16 protein-coding genes are annotated in these 21,195 nt (G+C 68.9%); 5 read left to right on the forward strand and 11 right to left on the reverse strand.

The genetic code is table 11. From position 1 onward, the window contains the following. Positions 1–3 precede the first annotated feature (3 nt). From SY91_RS19835 to SY91_RS19850, 4 genes are all read right to left on the reverse strand, one after another. Positions 4–1,515 carry an efflux transporter outer membrane subunit gene (locus tag SY91_RS19835; protein WP_185921311.1) on the reverse strand — a complete coding sequence of 504 codons (1,512 nt, stop codon included), beginning with the start codon at positions 1,513–1,515 and terminating at the stop codon, positions 4–6. Positions 1,516–1,520: 5 nt separating this feature from the next. Continuing rightward, entirely contained in the window at positions 1,521–2,750 is a 1,230-nt protein-coding gene (locus SY91_RS19840; RefSeq protein WP_185921312.1) for an efflux RND transporter periplasmic adaptor subunit, read from the reverse strand. A gap of 37 nt (positions 2,751–2,787) precedes the next feature. Continuing rightward, the gene (locus SY91_RS19845; RefSeq protein ID WP_006479123.1) at positions 2,788–5,955 is read right to left on the reverse strand and encodes an efflux RND transporter permease subunit; all 3,168 of its coding nucleotides are present in this window, start codon (positions 5,953–5,955) and stop codon (positions 2,788–2,790) included. A 184-nt stretch (positions 5,956–6,139) separates the two neighbouring features. Beyond that, positions 6,140–6,883 (reverse strand): Crp/Fnr family transcriptional regulator, encoded by a 744-nt coding sequence (locus SY91_RS19850; RefSeq protein WP_027810626.1) that lies wholly within the window; start codon positions 6,881–6,883, stop codon positions 6,140–6,142. A gap of 168 nt (positions 6,884–7,051) precedes the next feature. Between SY91_RS19850 and SY91_RS19855 the strand changes: the two genes are divergently transcribed. After that, the gene (locus SY91_RS19855; RefSeq protein WP_185921313.1) at positions 7,052–8,704 is read left to right on the forward strand and encodes an acyl-CoA synthetase; all 1,653 of its coding nucleotides are present in this window, start codon (positions 7,052–7,054) and stop codon (positions 8,702–8,704) included. Between the two features lie 42 nt (positions 8,705–8,746). Here the strand turns inward: SY91_RS19855 and SY91_RS19860 are convergent, their stop codons facing one another. The 4 genes from SY91_RS19860 to SY91_RS19875 form a co-directional block, all read right to left on the reverse strand. Continuing rightward, entirely contained in the window at positions 8,747–10,729 is a 1,983-nt protein-coding gene (locus SY91_RS19860; protein ID WP_124591620.1) for a methyl-accepting chemotaxis protein, read from the reverse strand. A 139-nt stretch (positions 10,730–10,868) separates the two neighbouring features. Continuing rightward, positions 10,869–11,300, reverse strand: a complete 432-nt coding sequence (locus SY91_RS19865) for a YqaA family protein (RefSeq protein WP_006479118.1) — start codon at positions 11,298–11,300, stop codon at positions 10,869–10,871. Between the two features lie 61 nt (positions 11,301–11,361). Next, on the reverse strand, positions 11,362–12,537 hold the full coding sequence (gene kch / locus SY91_RS19870) for a voltage-gated potassium channel protein (RefSeq protein WP_006479117.1): 1,176 nt from the start codon (positions 12,535–12,537) through the stop codon (positions 11,362–11,364). Between the two features lie 122 nt (positions 12,538–12,659). Then, entirely contained in the window at positions 12,660–13,316 is a 657-nt protein-coding gene (locus tag SY91_RS19875) for a LysE family translocator (RefSeq protein WP_124476379.1), read from the reverse strand. Positions 13,317–13,600: 284 nt separating this feature from the next. Between SY91_RS19875 and SY91_RS19880 the strand changes: the two genes are divergently transcribed. Further along, the gene (locus SY91_RS19880; RefSeq protein ID WP_006479115.1) at positions 13,601–14,083 is read left to right on the forward strand and encodes an Lrp/AsnC family transcriptional regulator; all 483 of its coding nucleotides are present in this window, start codon (positions 13,601–13,603) and stop codon (positions 14,081–14,083) included. A 440-nt stretch (positions 14,084–14,523) separates the two neighbouring features. On the opposite strand, the gene SY91_RS19885 is transcribed toward SY91_RS19880, so the two are convergent. Beyond that, complete coding sequence (locus SY91_RS19885; protein ID WP_226134863.1) at positions 14,524–14,667, reverse strand: hypothetical protein; 144 nt, start codon at positions 14,665–14,667, stop codon at positions 14,524–14,526. Between the two features lie 231 nt (positions 14,668–14,898). Beyond that, positions 14,899–16,554 carry an IclR family transcriptional regulator gene (locus tag SY91_RS19890; protein ID WP_124476378.1) on the reverse strand — a complete coding sequence of 552 codons (1,656 nt, stop codon included), beginning with the start codon at positions 16,552–16,554 and terminating at the stop codon, positions 14,899–14,901. A 178-nt stretch (positions 16,555–16,732) separates the two neighbouring features. On the opposite strand from SY91_RS19890, the gene SY91_RS19895 reads away from it, so the two are divergent. Together SY91_RS19895 and SY91_RS19900 are read left to right on the forward strand one after the other, a co-directional pair. After that, entirely contained in the window at positions 16,733–17,692 is a 960-nt protein-coding gene (locus SY91_RS19895) for an MBL fold metallo-hydrolase (RefSeq protein ID WP_006482658.1), read from the forward strand. Positions 17,693–17,878: 186 nt separating this feature from the next. Further along, positions 17,879–19,255 carry an MFS transporter gene (locus SY91_RS19900; RefSeq protein WP_185921314.1) on the forward strand — a complete coding sequence of 459 codons (1,377 nt, stop codon included), beginning with the start codon at positions 17,879–17,881 and terminating at the stop codon, positions 19,253–19,255. On the opposite strand, the gene SY91_RS19905 is transcribed toward SY91_RS19900, so the two are convergent. Further along, the gene (locus tag SY91_RS19905; RefSeq protein ID WP_185921315.1) at positions 19,252–20,052 is read right to left on the reverse strand and encodes an SDR family NAD(P)-dependent oxidoreductase; all 801 of its coding nucleotides are present in this window, start codon (positions 20,050–20,052) and stop codon (positions 19,252–19,254) included. The two genes, SY91_RS19900 and SY91_RS19905, sit on opposite strands and share 4 nt — an antisense overlap. A gap of 141 nt (positions 20,053–20,193) precedes the next feature. Between SY91_RS19905 and SY91_RS19910 the strand changes: the two genes are divergently transcribed. Beyond that, positions 20,194–21,159 carry a GlxA family transcriptional regulator gene (locus SY91_RS19910; RefSeq protein ID WP_185921316.1) on the forward strand — a complete coding sequence of 322 codons (966 nt, stop codon included), beginning with the start codon at positions 20,194–20,196 and terminating at the stop codon, positions 21,157–21,159. Positions 21,160–21,195 lie beyond the last annotated feature (36 nt).

Consider the following 21,195-nt stretch of genomic DNA (forward strand, 5'->3'; position numbering starts at 1 on the left):
GGGTCAAGGGCCGACGCCCGCGCCGCGCTGCGGGGCCGCCGACGCGACGTCGGACGGCGCCGGGCCGTTCGCCGCATCGCCGTCCCAGCCGCCGCCGAGCGCCTTCGCGAGAAACACGACGAGCGCCGCGCGCTGGCCCTGGATCTGCACGGCCTGGCGTTCGCTCGTCAGCAACTGCTGCTGGGCCGTCAGCACGTCGATGAACGGCGTCAGGCCGCCCGCGTAGCGGTCCTGCGCGAGCGAGACGAGCTTGCGTGCGTCGTCGACGGCCGCGGAAGCCTGCTGCGCGGCCTGCGCGAGCACCGACAGGCCGGTCACCGCATTTTGCACCTCCTGGAACGCGGTGAGCACGGTCTGCCGGTAGTTGGCCTGCGCGGCGACGTAGCCGGCCTGCGCGAAATCGACGCCGGCCTTCAGCTTGCCGCCCTCGAACAGCGGCTGGCTGAGCGACCCGCCGACCGACCACAGCAGCGCCGGCACGGTGAACAGGCCGGCGAAGCGGGTCGCGTCCCAGCCGATGTCCGGCGACAGCGTGATACGCGGGAAATACGCGGCGCGCGCGACGCCGATCTGCGCGTTCGCGGCGGCCATCGCGCGCTCGGCCGACGCGACGTCGGGGCGCCGCTGCAGCAGGTCGCTCGGCATTCCGGTCGGCAGCGCGGGCGCGTTGATCGGCACCACGCGCGGCGGCAGCGAGAAGGCGGGAGCCGGCGTGCCGACCAGCGTCGCGATCGCGGTTTCGACCTGCGCGCGTTGCTGCATCAGCAATTGCGCCTGCGTGCGCGTCGCGTCGAGCTGCGCGCGCTGCTGCAACAGGTCGAGGCCCGACACCGCGCCGAGGTCGTGGCGCGCGCTGACGTAATCGAGCGCCTTCTGTTGCAGGTCGATCGAGCGCTTGACGACGTCGATCTCGGTGTCGAGCTCGCGCAGCGTGAAATAGCTCGACGCGAGGTCGGCGCTCAGCACGAGGCGCGCGTTCGCGAAATCGTCACGCGACTGCTCGGTGCTGGCCTGGGCGGCTTCGACGTTGCGCCGCACGCGGCCGAACAGGTCGAGTTCGTAGCTGACCGCCGCGCCGACCTGGATCTCGTTCTGCACGGTCGACATGCTCTGCGTCGCGTAGTTGGTCTGCGGCCGGTCGGCGGAGATCTTGAAGCGCTGGCCGCTCGCGTTCAGCCCGACGGCCGGATACTGTGCGGACGCCACCGACGCGAGCGTCGCCTTCGCCTGGTCATAGCGCGCGGCCATCGCCTTCAGGTTCTGGTTGTTGCGCAGCGCGTCGGCTTCCAGCGCGTCGAGCTGGGCGTCGCCGAACGCGGTCCACCAGGCGGGATCGAGCGGCGCGCGGGCCGGCGCGGCCGGCTGCCAGTATGCGTCGGCCGGGTCGAGCCGCCACGCGGCCGGCGTATCGACGGGCGGGCGCCGGTAATCCGGGCCGACCGTGCAGCCGGCGAGCACCGCAGCCGCGACGATCGCGACGGCGCCGATCGCGGCCGGGTGCACGCGGGGGCGCATCGCGATCACGACTTCGCCCCCGCGACGGCCGAGGCGGGCTGCGCAGCCGGCGCCTGCACGACGACCCCGTCGCCGGTCGCGAGCGCGTCGCTCGGGTTCGCGACGAGGCGGTCGTTCGGCGTGATCGGCCCGTCGACTTCGAGTGTCTGGCCGATCGTGCGCACGACCGTCACCTGTTTCAGCCGGACCTGGCCGTTCGCATCGACGGCGGCGACCGTCGGGCCTTCGGCGCGGAACAGCAGCGTATTGGCCGGCACCTGCAGGCGGCCGACCGGCGTCATCGGCAGCGTCGCCTGCACGTACGCGCCGGGCAGCAGCCGCCCGTCCGGGTTCGGCAGCGTGATCTCGATCTGCAGCGAACGCGTCGCGACGTCGATCGCCTGCGACGTGCGCGTGATCGTCCCGTCGAAGGTCCGACCCGGCAGCTCGGCCTGCGCGACGCTCACGTGCTGGCCGACCTTCACCTGCTGCGCATACGCCTGCGGCACCTGCACGTACAGGCGCAGGCGGTCGGCCTGCACGACCGTGAACAGCGAGCGGCCCGCGTTGCCGGAATTGACGAGATCGCCGACGTCGACGTTGCGCTGCGTGACGATCCCGTCGATCGGCGCGACGATCCGCTGGAAGCCCTTCAGCTCGGTGAGGCGGCGCATGTTCGCATCGGCCGCCGCGAGGTTCGCGCTGCCCTGGCTGAACGCGCCTTGCCGGTCGTCGAGCTCCTGCTGCGACACGGCATCGCGCTGGCGCAACTGCTGCGCGCGGTCGAACGACGTCTTCGCGAGCGCGAGCGCGGCTTGCGCCTGCTGGCGCTGCGCGGTGGCCTGCGCCAGTTCCTGGTTCAGTTCCGGCGTATCGAGTTCGGCGAGCGTTTGCCCCTGTTTCACGTGCGCGCCGATATCGGCCTGCCAGCGCAGCACGTAGCCGCTGGCGCGCGCATAGATCGGCGCCTCGACGAAGCCGCGCAGCGTGCCGGGCAGCGTCAGCTTGCCGCCGGTGGCCGCGTCGACCGGATGCACGACGCTCACGTACTGGCGCGTGTTTTGCTCGGCGACCGCGTCGAGGCGATGCTGGTTCAGCACGTTGACGACGATGGTGCGCGCGGCGCCCGCCGCGAGCAGCACGCCGATCACGATCAGGACGATCCGTCCGCGCCGCGACACCGACGCGCGCGCCGGCAGGTGCATGCCGTGTTCGTCCACCTGGATGCCGACGGCGCTGTGATGTTTCTCTTCCATGAATTCAACCAGTTCAACCGGGTAGTGGGGGCGAAAGTCAGTGTCCGGCCTGGCGCGCACGCCGCCGGGCCAGCCGCGCATGCACGCCGCCGAACACGAGCGGCACGAACAGCAACGTCGAAACGGTCGCGAACAGCAGCCCGCCGATCACCGCGCGGCCGAGCGGCGCATTCTGTTCGGCGCCTTCGCCGAGACCGAGCGCCATCGGCACCATCCCGATGATCATCGCGAGCGCCGTCATCAGCACCGGCCGGATGCGGGTCGCGCCGGCCTCCAGCGCGGCCGTGAGCGGCGGCGCGCCCGCCGCGAGGCGTTGCCGCGCGAACGACACGACCAGGATGCTGTTCGCGGTCGCGACGCCGACCGTCATGATCGCGCCCGTCAACGCGGGCACGCTCAGGTGCGTGCCGGTGATGAACAGCATCCACGCGATGCCGGCGAGCGCGGCCGGCATCGCGCTGATGATGATCAGCGGGTCGAGCCACGACTGGAAATTGACGACGATCAGCAGGTAGACGAGCACGATCGCCATCGCGACGCCCGCGCCGAGGCCGATGTACGACGTGCGCATCGTCTCGATCTGGCCGCGCATCGTGAGGTCGGTGCCGCGCGGCAGCGTCGCGCGGGCGTCGGCCACGATGCGGTCGATCTCGCCCGCGACCGCGCCGAGATCGCGGCCCTCGACGCTCACGTACACGTCGATCGCCGGGCGGATGTTGTAGTGCGTGATCACGGCCGGGTTCACGGTACTGCGCACCTGCACCAGGTTGCCGAGCAGCTGCAGCGGCGTGCCCGTGCGGCCGCTCGCGGAGATCGGCGTGCCGAGCAGGTCGTCGACCGACGACAGGTTGTATTGCGGGGTCTGGATCTGCAGCGGGTACTGCACGCCGGTGCGCGGGTTGATCCAGAACGACGGCGTCGTCTGCGAGCTCCCCGACAGCGAGATCAGCATGTTCTGCGCGACGTTCTGCGCGGAGAGATTGAGCTGCTGCATGCGCGTACGGTCCATGTCGGCCAGCAGGGTCGGCTCGTCGTTGCGTTGCAGCACGTGCACGTCGACGGCGCCGGGGATTTGCCTGATCTTTTTCATCAGGCTGCTCGCAATGGTCATGTTACTCGCGAGATCGTTGCCCAGCACCTGCACGTCGATCGCTGCCGGCTGCCCGAAGTTGAGGATCTGCGTGATGATGTCCGACGGCTGGAAGAAGAACTCTACGCCCGGGAAGCGCTGCGGCAGTAGCGTGCGCAGCGTCTGTACGTAGTGCCCGGTCGCGCGGTGGCCGGGTTTCAGCGCGATCAGCAGTTCGCCGTCGAGCGTGCCGATCGTGCCGGCGTTGCTGTACGACAGGTTGATGCCGCTCACCGGCAGGCCGAGGTTGTCGACGATCGCGCCGAGCTCGTCGGGCGGCACGGTTGCGCGAATCACGCGCTCGACCTGGTCGGCGAGCCGCGCGGTTTCCTCGATCCGGTAGCCGGTCGGCGCGCGCACGTGCAGCCGGAGGTTGCCGGAATCGGCGTTCGGGAAGAAATCGCGGCCGAGCACGAGCACGAGGCCGGTCGACAGCACGCAGAAGCCGAGGAAGCACAGCGCGTAGAAGCGGCGGCGCACGAGCAGGATGCTGAGCAGCACGATGTACCACGCGCGCAGCCGTTCGAACGCGTGGTTGAACGCGTGATGGATGCGCGCGAAGCGCGACGTCGAATGATCTGCGCCGGTGTTCGCCTGCTGCGGGCGGAACAGCAGCATCGCGAGCGTCGGCACCAGCGTGCGCGACAGCACGTACGACGCGAGCATCGCGAACACCACGGCTTCCGCGAGCGGCACGAACAGGAAGCGCGCGACGCCGGTGAGGAAGAACATCGGCACGAACACGATGCAGATACACAGCGTCGACACCAGCGCGGGCACCGCGATCTCGCCCGCGCCTTCGAGGATCGCGTCGTGCAGGTTCGTGCCCAGATGCAGGTGCCGCTCGATGTTCTCGATCGTGACGGTCGCGTCGTCGACGAGAATGCCGACCGCGAGCGCGAGCCCGCCGAGCGTCATGATGTTGATGGTCTCGCCGAGCGCGGACAGCGCGATCAGCGACGTGAAGATCGACAGCGGGATCGAGATCGCGATGATCAGCGTGCTGCGCCAGTTGCCGAGGAACAGCAGGATCATCATCGCGGTCAGCACGGCGGCGATCAGCGCCTCGTGGATCACGCCCTGGACGGCCGCGTTGACGAACACCGACTGGTCGAACAGCGGCGTGATCGTGAGCCCCTCGGGCAGCGTCGGGATCACCTTCGGCAGCAGCGCCTTCAGGTCCGACACGACCTTGAGCGTCGACGCGTCGCCGCTTTTCAGGATCGAGATCAGCACGCCGCGCTGGCCGTTCTGGCGCACGACGTTGGTCTGCGGCGCGAAGCCGTCGCGCACCGCCGCGACTTCGCGCAGGTAGGTCGTCGCACCGTTGATCGTCTGGACCGGCAGGTTGCTGATGTCGGCGACCGTATCGGCCGACGCGTTCGTGTCGATCCGGTATTCGGTCTGGCCCATCTTCGCGGTGCCGGTCGGCAGCACGAGGTTCTGCGCGTTGACCGCGTTGACGATGTCGGCCGGCGTGAGGCCCTTCGCCTGCAGCGCCTGCGGGTCGAGGTCGATCGCGACCACGCGGGTGCGACCGCCGTACGGGAACGGGATCTGCACGCCCGGCACCGTGATCAGCTGCGGGCGCAGGAAGTTGAGCGCGATGTCGGCGAGCGACTGCTCGCTGAGCGTCTTGCTCGACAGTCCGAGCTGGATCACCGGAATGCTCGACGCGGAATAGGTGATCACGAGCGGCGGCGTCGCGCCCTGCGGCATCTGCCGCACGATCGCTTGCGCGGACGATACCGTCTGCGCGATCGCCGTCTGCACGTTCGCGCCGGGCTGCAGGAACACCTTCACGACCGCGATGCCGGGCAGCGACGTCGATTCGACGTGCTGGATATTGTTGACGGTCGTCGTCAGGATGCGTTCATGGACGGACGTGATGCGGTTCGTCATCTCCGTCGCGGAGAAGCCGCTGTAATTCCAGATCACGCTGATGACCGGGATGTTGATCGCGGGCAGCACGTCGACCGGCGTGCGCATCAGCGCCAGCGGGGTGGCCAGCACGATCATGATGGCCATGACGATGAACGTGTAGGGGCGCCTGAGCGCGAGATTGACGATCCACATGAAGGCGGCGGGGCAGGCGGTGATCGGCGGCGGTGAAGGGAACCCGAATGATAGGCGTCGGCCCGCAACGGGTTACTGTCGCGAAACTGGCGGAATTGTCAGGTTGGGGCGTGGCGTCCGTCGGCCGATTCCGCAGACGGAATGCGTCGTCGCGATCGCGACGGTTTCGCGCATCGGGCGGCGATCACAGCTGCTCCATGCCGAAGCGCGCGAGCGCGTCGAGATCGACGACCTCGATCTGGTTGTACGCGAGCCGCAGCGCGCCGAGCTTCTCGAGCTGCTGCAGCGCCTGGTTGATCCGCTGGCGCGATACGCCGACGAGCATCCCCAGCTCCTCCTGCGAGATCGACAGCGACGGGCCGGTGTCCGGGTACAGCGCGGGATTGAAGAGCTGCGCGAGCGCCTGCGCGACGCGCGCGTCGACGTCGAGCAGCCGGCTGTTCTGGATCGACGCGATGAATTCGCCCATCCGGTTGTTCAGCTGATGAATCACGAAGCGCGTAAACGGCAGGCTCGTGTCGAGCAGCGCATGGAACGTGTCGACCGGCACGAACAGCACGGTCGAGCGCTGGATCGCGACGACCTCGTACTTGCGCAGCTCGCGCTTGATCACGCTGCCTTCGCCGAACCAGCCGCCCGACGGCACGCCGGAGAACGTGCAGCCGCGCCCCGACACGTTGAAGATCGCGAGCTTCAGCAACCCCTGATGGACGCCGATCCAGTATTCGGACGGCGCGAGCCGGTGCGCGATCACGTCGCCCGCTTCGCACTGCGCGACGTGCGACTCGGCCAGCACGCGCGCCTGGTGTTCGGGCGCCAGCGTGCGAAACCACGCGCACTGGCCGAACAGCGTCGCGAGCGGCGGCAGCGGGCCCGGTTCGGGGAGCGTGTCGGCCGGGGCGGCGGCCGCGTCGAGGTGGTCGTGCATGGGTGCGGGTTTGCGAGGATAGGGATAACGCGCAGCGCTCGAGCGGCACTCTGTCGTTTCGATGACAGACGGCTCACAATAGCGCCCGTTAGGCTGTCGGCAATTGAACCACATCAAAACGATCCGGGGTGCATGCGCCCCGGTGGACAGAACACGGGAGACAGGATCATGACGCAGATGTTCGAGGCCGGGCTCGGCCGCCGCGATGCCAATTACGTGCCGCTCACCCCGATCGATTTCCTGATCCGGGCGGCCGAAGTCTACGGCGAGCGCCTCGCGATCGTGCACGGCGACGTGCGGCGCACGTGGGGCGAGACCTGCACCCGCGCGAAGCAGCTGGCGAGCGCGCTCGCGCAGGCCGGGGTCGGGCGCGGCGACACGGTCGCGGCGCTGCTGCCGAACATCCCGGCGATGGTCGAGGCGCACTTCGGCGTGCCGATGGCCGGCGCCGTGCTGAACACGATCAACACGCGGCTCGACGCATCGTCGGTGCTGTTCATGCTGCGTCACGGCGAGGCGAAGGTGCTGATCGTCGACACCGAATACGCGGAGATCGCGCAGCGCGCGGCGCTCGAGGTGCCGGGCCTGAAGATCGTCAGCGTGGCCGACGCGCTGCCGGCCGACCCGGACCGCTTCGCGGGCGCGACCGACTACGAGGCGTTCGTGGCCGGCGGCGACCCCGACTACGCATGGACGCCGCCCGCCGACGAATGGGAGGCGATCGCGCTGAACTACACGTCGGGCACGACCGGCGACCCGAAGGGCGTCGTCTATCACCATCGCGGCGCGTATCTCGCGGCGATCAGCAACATCCTCGAATGGGACATGCCGAAGCACGCGGTGTATCTGTGGACGCTGCCGATGTTCCACTGCAACGGCTGGTGTTTCCCGTGGGCCGTCGCGGCGCGCGCGGGCGTGAACGTGTGCCTGCGCAAGTTCGACGCGAAGACGGTGTTCGACCTGATTCGCCGCGAGCGCATCACGCATTACTGCGGCGCGCCGATCGTGCAGAGCGCGATCGCGAACGCGCCGGCCGAGCTGCGCGCGGGGATCGACCACACGGTGCACGCGATGGTCGCGGGCGCGGCCCCCGCGCCGGCCGTGATCGCGAAGATGAAGGGGATCGGCTTCGACCTGCTGCACGTGTACGGGCTGACCGAGGTCTACGGCCCGGCGACCGTCTGCGCGAAGCAGGCGCACTGGGACGCCGTGTCCGACGAGGAGCGCGCGCGGCTGAATGCGCGCCAGGGCGTGCGCTACCACCTCGAGGCCGGCGCGACGGTGCTCGATCCCGACACGATGACGCCGGTGCCGGCCGACGGCGAAACGCTCGGCGAGATCATGTTCCGCGGCAACATCTGCATGAAGGGCTACCTGAAGAACCCGAAGGCGACCGACGAGGCGTTCCATGGCGGCTGGTTCCATACCGGCGATCTCGCGGTGCTGATGCCGGACGGCTATATCCGGATCAAGGATCGCAAGAAGGACATCATCATCTCGGGCGGCGAGAACATCTCGAGCATCGAGGTCGAGGACGCGCTGTACCGGCATCCGGCGGTGGCCGTGGCGGCCGTCGTCGCGATGCCCGACCCGAAATGGGGCGAGGTGCCGTGCGCGTTCGTCGAGCTGCGCGAAGGCGCGAGCGCGACCGAGGAAGAGATCGTCGCGCACTGCCGGCAACTGCTCGCGGGCTTCAAGGTGCCGAAGGCCGTGCGCTTCGGCGAGCTGCCGAAGACCTCGACCGGCAAGATCCAGAAGTTCCAGTTGCGTAATGCGGTCGGCTCGGACAAGGCGATCGACCTGGCGGGCGACAAGAAGTAGTCGAGGCCCGGCCGCGGCCGATCGTTCGTCGTCCGGCGTTCGTCACGCGTCGCGTGCGAGCCGGAACACGCTGACCGCGTCCGACAGTTGCGCGGCCTGCTCGCGCAACGCGACGGCCGCGCGCTCGGCGTCCGAGATCAGCATCGCATTCTGCTGCGTCGCTTCGCCGATCTGCGTGACGGCCAGGTTCACCTGCTCGATGCCGGTCGATTGTTCGCGCGACGCGGCGCTGATCTCGCCGATCAGCGTGCGCACCTGGTCGACCCGCGCGACGATGTCGCGCATCGTGCCGCGCGCGGCGTCCGCGATCCGGTAACCCTGTTCGACGGTCGTCGACGATTCGGCGCTCAGCGCGTCGATCTCCTTGACCGCGGCCGCGCTGCGCTGCGCCAACGCGCGCACCTCGGCCGCGACCACCGCGAAGCCCTTGCCGTGTTCGCCCGCGCGGGCGGCCTCGACGGCCGCGTTCAGCGCGAGGATGTTGGTCTGGAACGCGATGCCTTCGATCGCGCCGGTGATCTCGGCGATCCGGCGCGTCGCGCGGCCGATGTCGTCCATCGTCGCGACCACGCGCTGCACCGCGGCGTCGCCGTTCGTCGCGGCGGCCGACGCATCCGCGACCAGCGCGTTGGCCTGCGCCGCATGCTCGGCGCTCTGCTGCACGGCGGCGGTGATCTGCTCCATGCTGGCGGCCGTCTGTTCGACGCTGCTGGCCTGCGTCGCGATCCGCGCGGCGATGTCGCCGCTGCCGGCCGCGATGCCGACCGTGCCGTGCGCGATGTCGGCCGCACCGTTGCGCACTTGCGCGACGATCCGCGCGAGGCCGTCGCCGATCCCGTCGACCGCCTGCACGAGCCGGCCGATCTCGTCGTTGCCCGCGCTGCCGTGCGCGGCCGCGCCGTCGCGGATGCGCACGCTGAGATCGCCCGCCGCATAGCGCTCGGACGCGCGGGCGGCGGCTTCCAGCGGCCGGCTCACCACGCGCCGCACGACGATGACGAACAGCGTCGCGAACGCCGCGACGAGCACGGCGCCGATCATCAGGAAGCGGTTGCGGGTGGCGCGCATGGTGGCCAGCAGCTCGTCGTCGAGCGCGATCCCGCCGACGAGCCATTGCCACTGCGGAATCGTCGTGAACGACACGAATTTCGCGGTCGGCCCGGCGTCGTGCGCGGCGGGGTCGGTCGACGTGTACGCGAGCCGGCCCTGGGCCGCCGCGAGCATCTGCGCGTAGGGGGCGCGCGCGTCGTCGGCACGCTGGCCGGCCGCATCGGGATGCACGACGAAGGTGCCGCGCGACGGGCCCTGCGACGCATCGAGCACGAAGTAGTAGCCGTTGTCGCCGATCTTCAGCGCACGGATGCCGTCCTCGACGAGCTTGAGCTCGGCGCCGATGTCGAGGCCGACGAACAGCGCGCCGATCACGCGGCCGGTCGCGTCGGTCACCGGCTTGTACTGCGTGATGTACGACCGGCCGAACAGCTTCGCGAGGCCCGTGTAGCTGCGCCCGGCGACGAGCGGCGCATACGCGGGGCCGGCGCGGTCGAGCTTGGTACCGACCGCGCGCGCGCCGTCCTGCTTCTTCAGCGAGGTCGTGATACGCACGAAATCGTCGCCGTCGCGCGCGAAGATCGTCGCGATCGCGCCGCTTTTCTTCAGGAACTGGTCGGGGATCGAGTAGTCGAGGTCGAGCGGCTGGCCGCCCGCGAGCAGGGTCGGCGCGGCCACGCCGCCGATATCGACGGTGCGCGCCGGGTCGAGCGAGAAATCGGCCGGCAGGAAACTCGCGAACAGCGACATCGAGCGGTTGGCTTCGGCGGTCAACGCCTTGTCGAACAAGTCGACCATCGCGCGGATCGACTGCTCCTTGTCGTCGATCCGCTTATGCGCTTCATCGGCGAGCTGCTGGCCGGCGAAATGGGCGAGGGTCCACGCGAACACGGTAAACAGCAGGGCGACGAGCGCGCACGCCAGCGCGGCCAGACGCGCGCCGACGCTCACTCGGCCCAATTGGGTCATTCTCATGAGACATCCTGAGTGGGAGTGAGAGGAGGCGGAACGCACGCGTCACCGCTCGTGGTCCCGTTAATACGGCAACTTTCGCGAAATCTTTAGCGGATGTCGCGGATCACGGGCACGCAGGCGGGCGAAGGGGAAGCGAGGGTCAGTGCATGACGAGCCACGCGACGGCCAGATAGCGGCCGACTTTCGCGATCGTCACGATCGCGAGAAAGGTCGGCAGCGGCTCGCGCAGCACGCCGGCGATCATCGTCAGCGGATCGCCGATCACCGGCGCCCAGCTCAGCAGCAGCGACCAGCGGCCGTAGCGTGCGTACCAGCGCTCGGCGCGCGCGAGCGCGGACGGCTTGACCGGAAACCAGCGGCGCTCGCGAAAGTGCTCGATGCCGCGGCCGAGCGCCCAGTTGATCGCCGAGCCGGCGACGTTGCCGACGCTCGCGACCAGCACCAGCGCCCACACGGGTTCGCGTCCGGCGAGCAGCAGGCCGGCGAGCACGGCTTCGGACTGGAGCGGCAACAGGGTCGCGGCGACCATCGACACGGCGAACAGGCCGCCGTAAGTGAGCAATTCGGACATCGCGCGATTGTACCGGCCGTGCGGCGGCCGGCCCCGGTCACGCGGTCATCGGCTCACGATCTCACGCGGCATCCGTCGTGCCGAACAGCAGGTGCGAGATCATCGACTTGTCGACCGGTTCGTCGTTGAGCGTGCTGGCGAGCAGTTCGCCCGCGAGCTGCTGCGGCGAGAACACCATGTCGGGCTTCAACAGCCGCAGCCGTTCGAGGTTGCGCTGCTGGTTCACGAGCGCGACCGTGCGCACCGACGGCGCGATCTCGCGGATCGCGAGGATGATGAACGCGTTTTCGGCGTCGTCCGAGCGCAGCGCGAGCACCGCGCGCGCGGTCGCCGCGCCGGCGCTTTCCAGCACCGCATGGTCGGTCGCATCGCCGACGATCAGGTCGGTCGCCGCCGGATAGTTGTGCTCGACGCCGGCCGGCACGACGACGGTCACCGCGTAGCCGCGCTTGCGCAGCCCGTCGTGCACCGCATGCGCGACGGGTGTCGCGCCGACGATCAGGAAATGATGCTTGCGGATCACGTTCGAAATGCCTCCCTTGACGATCCGTTTCAGATTGCCGCCGATCACCGGGCCGACGACCGCGCTGATCGACGTCGCGAACACCGTGATGCCGAGCACGATCACCGATGCGGTGAACAGGCGCGCGGTCGGCGCGTGCGGCACGATGTCGCCGTAGCCGACGGTCGACATCGACACGATCGAGAAATAGACGGCGGTGGCGAGATCGTGGACGGGCGGCGTGAACTCGTCGCCGAGATAGAGCACGCCGAAAGTGGCGTAGATCAGCAGCGACACGATGCTCAGCAACGCGAACAGGCTGCTGGCGGCCACGCTCGCGCGATCGAAGTGCCGCCAGTAGTACAGCAGCGCGACGACCAGCACGGCCGTATAGACGAACACCGCGTGGCTGCGATAGCCGCCGAGCACGCTGATTGCGGCGGCCGCGACCAGCAGCAGGATCGACAACACCCATGCGACGCGGGCGCGCAGGACGATGCCGATGGCCATCGTCGCGAGGCCGGCCGCGACCACCACCTGCGGCAGCACGACGAGCCCCATGTTGTCGACGAGATTCAGCGCATCGGCGAGCCACGCGCGGTGCAGACCGAGCCGCGCGTGCTCGACGACGGGGCGCAGCACCATGAGCGCATCGAGCGCAAGCAGGAGGGCGAGATACCAGTGCAGGCCGATCGGCGCGAACAGGCGCCGCAGGCGGGAGGTGACGTGCTTCATTCAGTCGCCCGGCAGGCCCGGGCATGTCCAACGAACCAGGCGCTACCCTAAAGCATTCGGCGCCCGGCTGCTTTTTCGAGGGGCCTGGCAGCGGCGCCAACGCAGCCCGTTCGCGCGGCCGTTCAGTTCCAGCCGACCATGATCGCGCCCATCCCGACGAGCAGCCCGCCCGTCACGCGGTTCATCGCGCGCATCCGTGCCGGCCGCTGCAGCGCGCGGCTCAGCCGGTGCGAGAACAACGCCATCGATGCGACGCCGCCCGCGAACAGCAGCGCGAACGTCGCGGCGAGCAGCAGGTATTGAAGGTTCAGGCTCCAGTCGGCATTCGGGCTGATGAACTGCGGAAAGAACGACGGAAAGAACAGCAGCGTCTTCGGATTCAGCCCGGAAGTCGCGACGCCACGCCAGAACAGCGCGCGTCCGGAGTCGGCGTGCGGCGCGGCGATGGCCGTTCCTGCGTCGGTCTCGGCCGGCGCCGCGGCCGTTCCGGCCGGCGTGCGGCTCAGCCATTGCTTGCCGCCGAGCCAGACGAGATACGCGGCGCCGGCCCAGCGCAGCACGGTCAGGGCGTGCTCGTCGAGGTGGACCAGCGAATTGAGGCACAGCGCGGTCAGCGCGAGTTGCAGCAGCACGGCGAGCGTGCCGCCCCAGACGCACGGTAGCGCGCGGCGCCAACCGGTGCGCAACGCCTGGTTCATCGTGAGCAGGTTGACGGGGCCGGGCGCGTAGATGAGGACGACGGAAGCAGCGAGGAACGACAGATAAAGCTTGAACGACATGACGGACGGGCAAGAGCGGGGAGGCAGGCACCGGCCCCGCACGCGGTCGGATGGGCGTGCGGGCGGCGGGGAATCGCATGTCTGCCGGCCGGCACCGCAACTCGTGATTGCGGCCGTGCGTTCCGTTGCGAGGGGTGGTCGCGGGGAGCGTGCCGGACAGCAGGCATGGAGAAAATGTATCAAGCGGCCCGGTTAAAAGGCTTCCTGTTTTCCAGTAAAAAGCCCCTGAAACCGGAATCCTGTTCAGATAGAATGCCGATTTTCAGTAGAAGATTCTTCTCGCCATGGCTACCCGCGAACGCACGCCCAAAACGCTCGACAATCAGGACCGCAAGATCCTGGGTGCATTGCAGAAAAATGCGCGCCTGTCGAACGCCGAACTGGCCGAACAGATCGGCATGTCGACCACCGCCTGCTGGAACCGCACGCGGCAACTCGAACTCGACGGCTACATCGACGGCTATGTCGCGCTGGTCAACCAGCGCAAGCTCGGCTACGCGGACATCGTGATCCTCGAAGTCACGCTCGATCGCCATGAAGACGACGCGCTGGCGCGCTTCGGCGCCGAACTGGCGGCGCTGCCGGAGGTGCTCGAGGCGTATCTGGTGTCGGGCGAGTACGACTACTGGATCAAGGTCGCGGTGGACGGCACGGCCGGCTACGAACGCTTCCTGCGCGAAAAGCTGTACCGGATCTCGAGCATCCGCCACAGCCGTTCGATGTTCGCGCTGCGGTGCATGAAGGATGTGCCTTCGATTCAGGTGTGACGGAGGAGAGACGGGAGCGCGGCCGTCGTTGAAACGGCAGTGCGTGCGGTAACAGCGCGGGTGCGGAGGAAACCGGTGAACGGCCGGCGCGGAAGGCTCGCGAGAGAAATGGCCGGCGGGCACACAAAAACGGATGAATCTTCCGTCGGCGATGGCTGGGCGTAATCGCGCGCTGGCCGGAAATGGCTGCATGCCCAGACAACCTGACTTATAGCCCTCCGCGCCGAGACGCATGAATCGGCGCCGGTATCGGCCTGAAACACGGCCTCGAGACGATCTTGAAACGCTCGCCACGCGGCGAGGGTATTCGGCCGGGACGAGCCCGGCTTCTTGCTATCTGACAGGCGCGATCGCCCGGTGCCCGGCGCAACAGCCGCTGTCGGCGCGCGTCAGGACAAGGGGATCAGGCGACCGGCGATCTGGCCGCCGGTCCAGCCCACTCAGCGCGGCAGGCGCGCGTGTGCTTCAGCGATGACTTCGCAGTTCTCGAGGTGCAGTGCCCAGGCTTCCGCCAGCAGCTCGCCAACACGCGCGAGCCAGCCAGTGGATTGGGTGGAACGATCGGAGACATTAGACGTTTGCATGACGAAGCCCCATATAGGTGGCGAGTTAGGGATAACCCTAATCATAGCGAAGCGAACTCGCTTTGTGAAATGCGATTTCGTTATATGAGAATTACTGACAATTTATGTTGCTGCTACGCAACATGAATATTGGCTTCCCGGACGTGTCGACTAGGCGTGACGAGGCCGTGCCGGCACGGCCTCGCGGGGAGAAAGAAAGGGAATCGAACGTAAGTTGGGAAAAGGGCCCGATTACCGGCCGATCCACCCGAAGCGCCACGATAGCCGCCGCGTTGCGGCCCGCAGCGTTTGCGCCAGCTCGCTGTCAGGCCCGCGCGGGAAGCCGCGCGACGAGCCGATGATCGCGATCACGAGCCGGATGCTGCCGGTGTGATCGAACACGGGTGCGGCAATCGTCCCGATGCCCGGCACCGGCGCGTCGAACGCGAAATCGAGCTCGTCCGCGCGGATCGCCGCGAGCCGCGAGCGGAAGGCCGCGTCATCCGGTGCGACGGGCGCGCCGGCGAGGCGCACGGGCTCGTTGGCGAGCAAGTCGGCCAGCACGTCGTCGGACATGCCGGACGCGAAAATCCGGCCGATCGCCGTATTGACGAGCGACATCACGGTGCCGACCTGCAGGCTCACGTGCTGCGGCCGCGCCGATTCCTCGAGCCGGATCACGGTCGGCCCGAGCGGGCCGAGCGTCGCGGCGGCCACGCTCATGTCGGTCGCGCCGGCGAGCGCGACGATCTCGGCTTCCGCGTCGCGCGTCGGCGACACGCGCTGCATCGCGATCAGGCCGAGCGCCTGCGCGAGCGGCCCGCCATCGAAGCAGCCGGCGTCGTCGCGGCTCAGCAGGCCGATCTTCTGCAGGCTGACCAGATGCGGAAATGCCTTCGCGGCCGGCATGCCGGCCGCCGTCGCGAGATCGCGCAGCGGCAGCGCGCGACCCGCCGACACCAGCGCGAGCAGCAGGTCGCCGGTGCTGTCGAGCGCATTGATGCCGCGCTGCGTTTTCGCGTCGTCGGCCAGCGCGGGCGGTACGCGTGCGGCGCCCGGCGCCACCGCAGGCGCGGGCGCCGGTTCCGCACGCGCCGCGCCGAGCGACGCGGTGGCCTGCCGCGCCGCGCCGCGCAACGCCGCCGCGATCGGGCCGTCCCAGTCGACATCGATCGATCCCGTCGAACCGATCACCGTCAACGCGAGCTGCAGGCGCCCGTGCGGATCGAGCACGGGCACGCACATCCCGCTGACGCCCGGGCTCGGCCGGTCGATGCTGCGTTCGATGCCGCGTGCGCGGATCGCATCGAGTTCGACGGGTTGCGCATCGGCGTCCGGCGCGACCGACGGGCTTTCGGCGCCGGCAAGCGTCTCGCCCGCACCTGCCTGGCTGGCCGCCATCGCATCGAGTTGCGCGGCGTCGCCGAACGCGCGGAACACGCGGCCGGTCGCCGTGGTGTCGAGCGACATCACCGAACCGACGTGCAGGTTCACGTGCAACGGATAGCCGCCGTGCTCGATGCGCACGATCGTCGGGCCGAGCACGCCCGGCACCGACAGCGCGACGCTCAGCCCGACCGTTTCCGCGAGCCGCACCGCATGCGGCAGCGTCGCCCGGTAGGCCGGCTGGCGCTCGATCGACATCAGCCCGAGCCGCAGCGACAGCGGGCCCGGCTCGTAGTTGCCGGTGATCGCGTCCCGCTTCACGAGCGCGAGCCGCGTCAGGCTCACGAGATAGGTGTGCGCCTGCGCGGTGGAGAGATCGGCCGCCGCGGCCAGTTCCGACAGCCCGAGCGGCTTGCGCCGGCGCGCGAGCGCGTCGAGCAGCCGGCCGCCGACCTCGACACTCTGGATGCCGCGCTGCGCCTTGGGCGGCGCATCGTCCGCGCTGACTTCGTGGTTCTGCACGCGATGATTCTTCCGTTGACGAAACCCCGCATGGTATCCGACGCCATTTTGAGCGCCAGCCCACACGTTTACCCGTATTGGACAATAGCAAGCGCATTTGTCATTGACAAATATTCGACGCAGGCCGATGATCCGCTCACTCCCCCTCAACACATGGCTCGCAGCCACGGAACGCACAATGGCCAAAGCATTCGCCTCCCAAGCCGATCTGGAAGAGAAGAAAGTCACCTGGACGAAGCTGTCCGAGAACGCGTACGCGTACACAGCCGAAGGCGACCCGAACTCGGGCGTGATCATCGGCGACGACAGCGTGCTGATCGTCGACACGACCGCGACGCCCGCGATGGCTCAGGACCTGATCGCGAAGATCCGCAGCGTGACCGACAAGCCGATCAAGCACGTGGTGCTGTCGCACTATCACGCGGTGCGCGTGCTCGGCGCGTCCGCGTACTTCGACGAAGGCGCGCAGCACGTGATCGCGAGCCGCGGCACCTACGAGATGATCGTCGAGCGCGGCGAGGCCGACATGAAGTCGGAGATCGAGCGCTTCCCGCGCCTGTTCGCCGGCGTCGAGACGGTGCCCGGCCTGACCTGGCCGACGCTCGTGTTCGAGCGCGAGATCACGCTGTTCCTCGGCAAGCTCGAGGTGAAGATCATGCACGTCGGCTCGGGCCATACGAAGGGCGACACGATCGTCTGGCTGCCGTCGCAGAAGGTGCTGTTCTCGGGCGACCTCGTCGAATACGACGCCGCGTGCTATTGCGGCGACGCGCAGCTCGAACAGTGGCCGGCCACGCTCGAGGCGCTGCGCGCGCTCGGCGCCGAGAAGCTCGTGCCGGGCCGCGGCCCCGCGCTGCTGAATCCGGCTGAGGTGAACAAGGGCCTCGACTACACGAAGGATTTCGTCACGACGCTGCTCGCGCAGGGCCGCAAGGCCGTCGAGCGCAATCTCGACCTGAAGGCCGCGATGGCGCTCACGCGCGAAGCGATGGACCCGAAGTTCGGCCACGTGTTCATCTACGAGCACTGCTTGCCGTTCGACGTGTCGCGCGCGTTCGACGAGGCGAGCGGCATCGCGCATCCGCGCATCTGGACCGCGCAGCGGGACAAGGACATGTGGGCCGCGCTGCAGGACTGAGCGGCCCACGGCGGCGGGGCGGCGCACACATGATCGCCTTGCCGTTTCCCTGAAGGTCGCGGCATTCGCGGCGGCATCGCGCCGCGGTGCCGGCGACCGTATCCGGTCTCACAAGAATGCAGGGCGCATGCACGCCCTCGGAGACTGCCGCGCGCTCGACATCGCGCGGCCCGTTTGGAGAGAGACATGCCCCAATCGCTTCCCGCCGAAGCGACGCTCGCGCACGCGAGCGCGTCGGCGCCGACTTCCGCATCCGAATCCGCATTCAGCGACGCGCTGCTGTTCCGCAAGATCGCGTGGCGGATCGTCCCGTTCCTGTTTCTCTGCTACGTCGTGTCGTTCCTCGACCGCATCAACATCGGCTTCGCGCAGTTGCAGATGAAGCACGATCTCGGCTTCAGCGATGCGATGTACGGCCTCGGCGCCGCGGTGTTCTACGTCGGCTACGTGTGCTGCGAAGTGCCGAGCAACATGCTGCTCGCGCGGTTCGGCGCGCGCCGCACGTTCACGCGGATCATGCTGCTGTGGGGCCTCGCGTCGACCGGGATGATGTTCGTGTCGCAGCCGTCGCATTTCTACGTGCTGCGCTTCCTGCTCGGCGTGTTCGAGGCCGGCTTCTTCCCCGGCATCGTGCTGTACCTGACCTACTGGTTTCCCGCGAACCGGCGGGCGGCGGCGATCTCGGTGTTCTTCGCGGGCGTCGCGGTGGCCGGCGTGCTCGGCGGCTTGTTGTCCGGCTGGATCATGCGCGACATGAGCGGCGTGCTCGGGCTGCACGGCTGGCAGTGGATGTTCGCGATCGAAGGTGCACCGGCGATCCTGCTCGCGTTCGCCGCGTTCTCGTTCCTCGTCGACCGGCCGCAGGACGCCGCATGGCTCACGTCCGACGAAAAGGCGCGCGTCGCCGTGCTGTGCGCCGAAGGCCGCGCACACGACAATGCGCATGACGGACGCAGCGTGATGGCCGCGCTCGCGAACCCGCGCGTGTACCTGTTCGCGTTCATCTATTTCTCGCTGACCTGCGCGTCGCTGACGCTCAACTTCTGGATGCCGCTGATGATCCGCGACTTCGGCGTGACCGACGTCGTCGCCGTGAGCCTCTACACGGTCGTACCGAATGCGGTGGGCGCGGTGGGGCTGGTGCTGATCGCGCGGCGCTCGGACCGCACCGGCGAGCGCCGCAAGCACTTCGCATGCTGCACGATCGGCGGCGGGCTCGCGCTCGCGGCGCTGACGCTGCACCTGCACAGCTTCGCGGCGATGCTCGCGTGCCTGTCGATCGCGGCGACGCTGATCTTCGCCGCGCTGCCGATCTTCTGGGCCGTGCCGACCCGCTACCTGTCCGGCAACGCGGCCGCCGCCGGGATCGCGTTGATCAGCAGCATCGGGATCACGAGCGGCATCGTCAGCCCGTGGGTGATCGGGATGATCCGCACGCGCACGGGCAGCATGGATCTCGCCGTCTATCTGCTGGCCACGCTGCTGGTGGCGAGCGGGGTGGCGCTGATGGTCGGCGTGAAGGGCGAAGGCGCGCGGCGCGGCGCGGCCTCCGCCGGCAACTAGCGCGCCGCGGTGTAGCGCGGCGCGGGCGTATTGGCCGACAAATGCGGCGCCATCGTGCGGCGCGCGGCCTCGTACGCCTCCCATTCGTCGCCCGCGTGCAGCGACGGGATCGTCACGAGCTCGCCGCGCTCGAACCCGACCAGCGCCGCATCGACCAGGTCCGGCGCCGTCATCACGATTTCCTTCGGCAGGTGCTCGAGCGGCAGGCCGCCCGTCTGCCAGAACTCGGTGGCCGTCGCGCCGGGCAGCACGGCCTGTACCTGCACGCCCTTGTCGGCGAGCTCGTGATGCAGCGACTGGCTGAACGCGAGCACGAACGCCTTGCTGCCGCCGTACACGCCGTTCAGCGTTTCCGGCGAGATCGCGACGATCGACGCAATGTTGATCACCGCGCCGCGGCCGCGTGCGACGAAACCGGGCACGGCCGCATAGGTCAGGCGCGTGAGCGCGGTCACGTTCAGGTCGATCATCCGCGTCATCGCGTCGACGTCGCTGTCGAGCAGCGGCGCATGCGTGCCGATGCCCGCGTTGTTGACGAGCAGCGTGATGCTCGCGTCCTGTTTCAGCTTGGCTTCGACGGCGGCGAGCGCCGCGCGGTCGTTGAGGTCCGCGTCGACGATCTCGACGCTGCGCTGCGTGTCGTTCGTGATGCGCTCGGCGAGGGCGCTCAGCCGGTCGCGGTTGCGCGCGACCAGGATCAGGTCGTAGCCGCGGCGCGCGAGGCGGTCCGCGTAGACGGCGCCGATGCCCGACGACGCGCCGGTAATGAGGGCGGTACCGCGATGTGCTTGCGTCATGATGTGCTCCGTTTCGGTGAGAATGGCCGGATGGCGTGAAGGCATTCTGGCCTCGAAGCGCGGCGACACAAATGACGTAGATGGGTATGATTCCGGACATCGGGCCCATCGGCCCGATCGACACGGAAGCGGAGAACGCACATGCACCGAATCGGCTTTCTGATCAGCGACGGCTTCCAGATCATGGCGCTCGCCGCGCAGTCGGTGTTCGAGTACGCGAACATGGGGATGGACGCGCCGTTCTACGCGATGGACAACTATTCGGTCGACGGCGGCGACGTGCGCTCGTCGCTCGGGCTGCCGGTCGCCACGCGCGCGCTGCGCGGCCGGCTCGATGTCGACACGTGGATCGTCGCGGGCGTCAACGACCCGCTCACCGCGCCGGCGCCGGCCGGCGTGGTTGCCTACCTGCGTCGCGCGAACGGGCGGGCGCGGCGGATCGCCGGCGTCTGCACGGGCGCGTTCGTGCTGGCCGAGGCCGGGCTGCTCGCACAGCGTCGCGCGACCACGCACTGGGCGTTCGGCCGCGACATGCAGCGGCACTATCCGGAGATTCGCGTCGAGGACGACCGGATCTTCATCGTCGACGGCCCGATCTGGACGTCGGCCGGGATGACGGCCGGCCTCGATCTCGCGCTCGCGATGGTGGAAAAGGATCTCGGCGCCGACGTCGCGCGGTCGGTCGCGCGTAAGCTGGTGATGCATCAGCGCCGCGCCGGCGGCCAGTCGCAGCATTCGGAAATGCTCGATCTCGCGCCGAAATCCGACCGGATCCAGAGCGCGCTCGATTACGCGCGGCGGAATCTCGGTCGCGCGCTGACCGTCGAGGAACTCGCCGAGGCCGTGCACCTGAGCCCGCGCCAGTTCAGCCGCGTGTTTACGCTCGAAACCGGGCAGTCGCCGGCGAAGGCGATCGAGCGGCTGCGGCTCGAAGCGGCGCGGCTGATGATCGAACAGAGCCGCCATCCGCTCGACGTGATCGCAAGGGAGAACGGTTTTCGCGACCGCCGGCACATGCGCGAGGCGTTCGTGCGCGGGTTCGGCGTGCCGCCGCAGGCGTTGCGGCGCGACGCACGGACGGAGACGGACGCGCGCGAAACGGGCTGACGCGCGCGGCCGCCTGCCGCCAGCGCGGGGCGGAAA

Origin of the sequence: Burkholderia cenocepacia, from assembly GCF_014211915.1 — a bacterium.
Classification (GTDB): Bacteria; Pseudomonadota; Gammaproteobacteria; order Burkholderiales; family Burkholderiaceae; genus Burkholderia; species Burkholderia orbicola.

Coding starts and splice junctions, on each gene's coding strand:
- SY91_RS19865 (WP_006479118.1), bottom strand. CDS start 11,300: ATGTCCGAATTGCTCACTTACGGCGGCCTGTTCGCCGTGTCGATGGTC.
- SY91_RS19850 (WP_027810626.1), bottom strand. CDS start 6,883: ATGCACGACCACCTCGACGCGGCCGCCGCCCCGGCCGACACGCTCCCC.
- SY91_RS19905 (WP_185921315.1), bottom strand. CDS start 20,052: ATGACGCAAGCACATCGCGGTACCGCCCTCATTACCGGCGCGTCGTCG.
- SY91_RS19835 (WP_185921311.1), bottom strand. CDS start 1,515: ATGCGCCCCCGCGTGCACCCGGCCGCGATCGGCGCCGTCGCGATCGTC.
- SY91_RS19885 (WP_226134863.1), bottom strand. CDS start 14,667: ATGCAAACGTCTAATGTCTCCGATCGTTCCACCCAATCCACTGGCTGG.
- SY91_RS19840 (WP_185921312.1), bottom strand. CDS start 2,750: ATGGAAGAGAAACATCACAGCGCCGTCGGCATCCAGGTGGACGAACAC.
- SY91_RS19860 (WP_124591620.1), bottom strand. CDS start 10,729: ATGAGAATGACCCAATTGGGCCGAGTGAGCGTCGGCGCGCGTCTGGCC.
- SY91_RS19845 (WP_006479123.1), bottom strand. CDS start 5,955: ATGTGGATCGTCAATCTCGCGCTCAGGCGCCCCTACACGTTCATCGTC.
- SY91_RS19855 (WP_185921313.1), top strand. CDS start 7,052: ATGACGCAGATGTTCGAGGCCGGGCTCGGCCGCCGCGATGCCAATTAC.
- SY91_RS19895 (WP_006482658.1), top strand. CDS start 16,733: ATGGCCAAAGCATTCGCCTCCCAAGCCGATCTGGAAGAGAAGAAAGTC.
- SY91_RS19875 (WP_124476379.1), bottom strand. CDS start 13,316: ATGTCGTTCAAGCTTTATCTGTCGTTCCTCGCTGCTTCCGTCGTCCTC.
- SY91_RS19900 (WP_185921314.1), top strand. CDS start 17,879: ATGCCCCAATCGCTTCCCGCCGAAGCGACGCTCGCGCACGCGAGCGCG.
- SY91_RS19880 (WP_006479115.1), top strand. CDS start 13,601: ATGGCTACCCGCGAACGCACGCCCAAAACGCTCGACAATCAGGACCGC.
- SY91_RS19910 (WP_185921316.1), top strand. CDS start 20,194: ATGCACCGAATCGGCTTTCTGATCAGCGACGGCTTCCAGATCATGGCG.
- kch (WP_006479117.1), bottom strand. CDS start 12,537: ATGAAGCACGTCACCTCCCGCCTGCGGCGCCTGTTCGCGCCGATCGGC.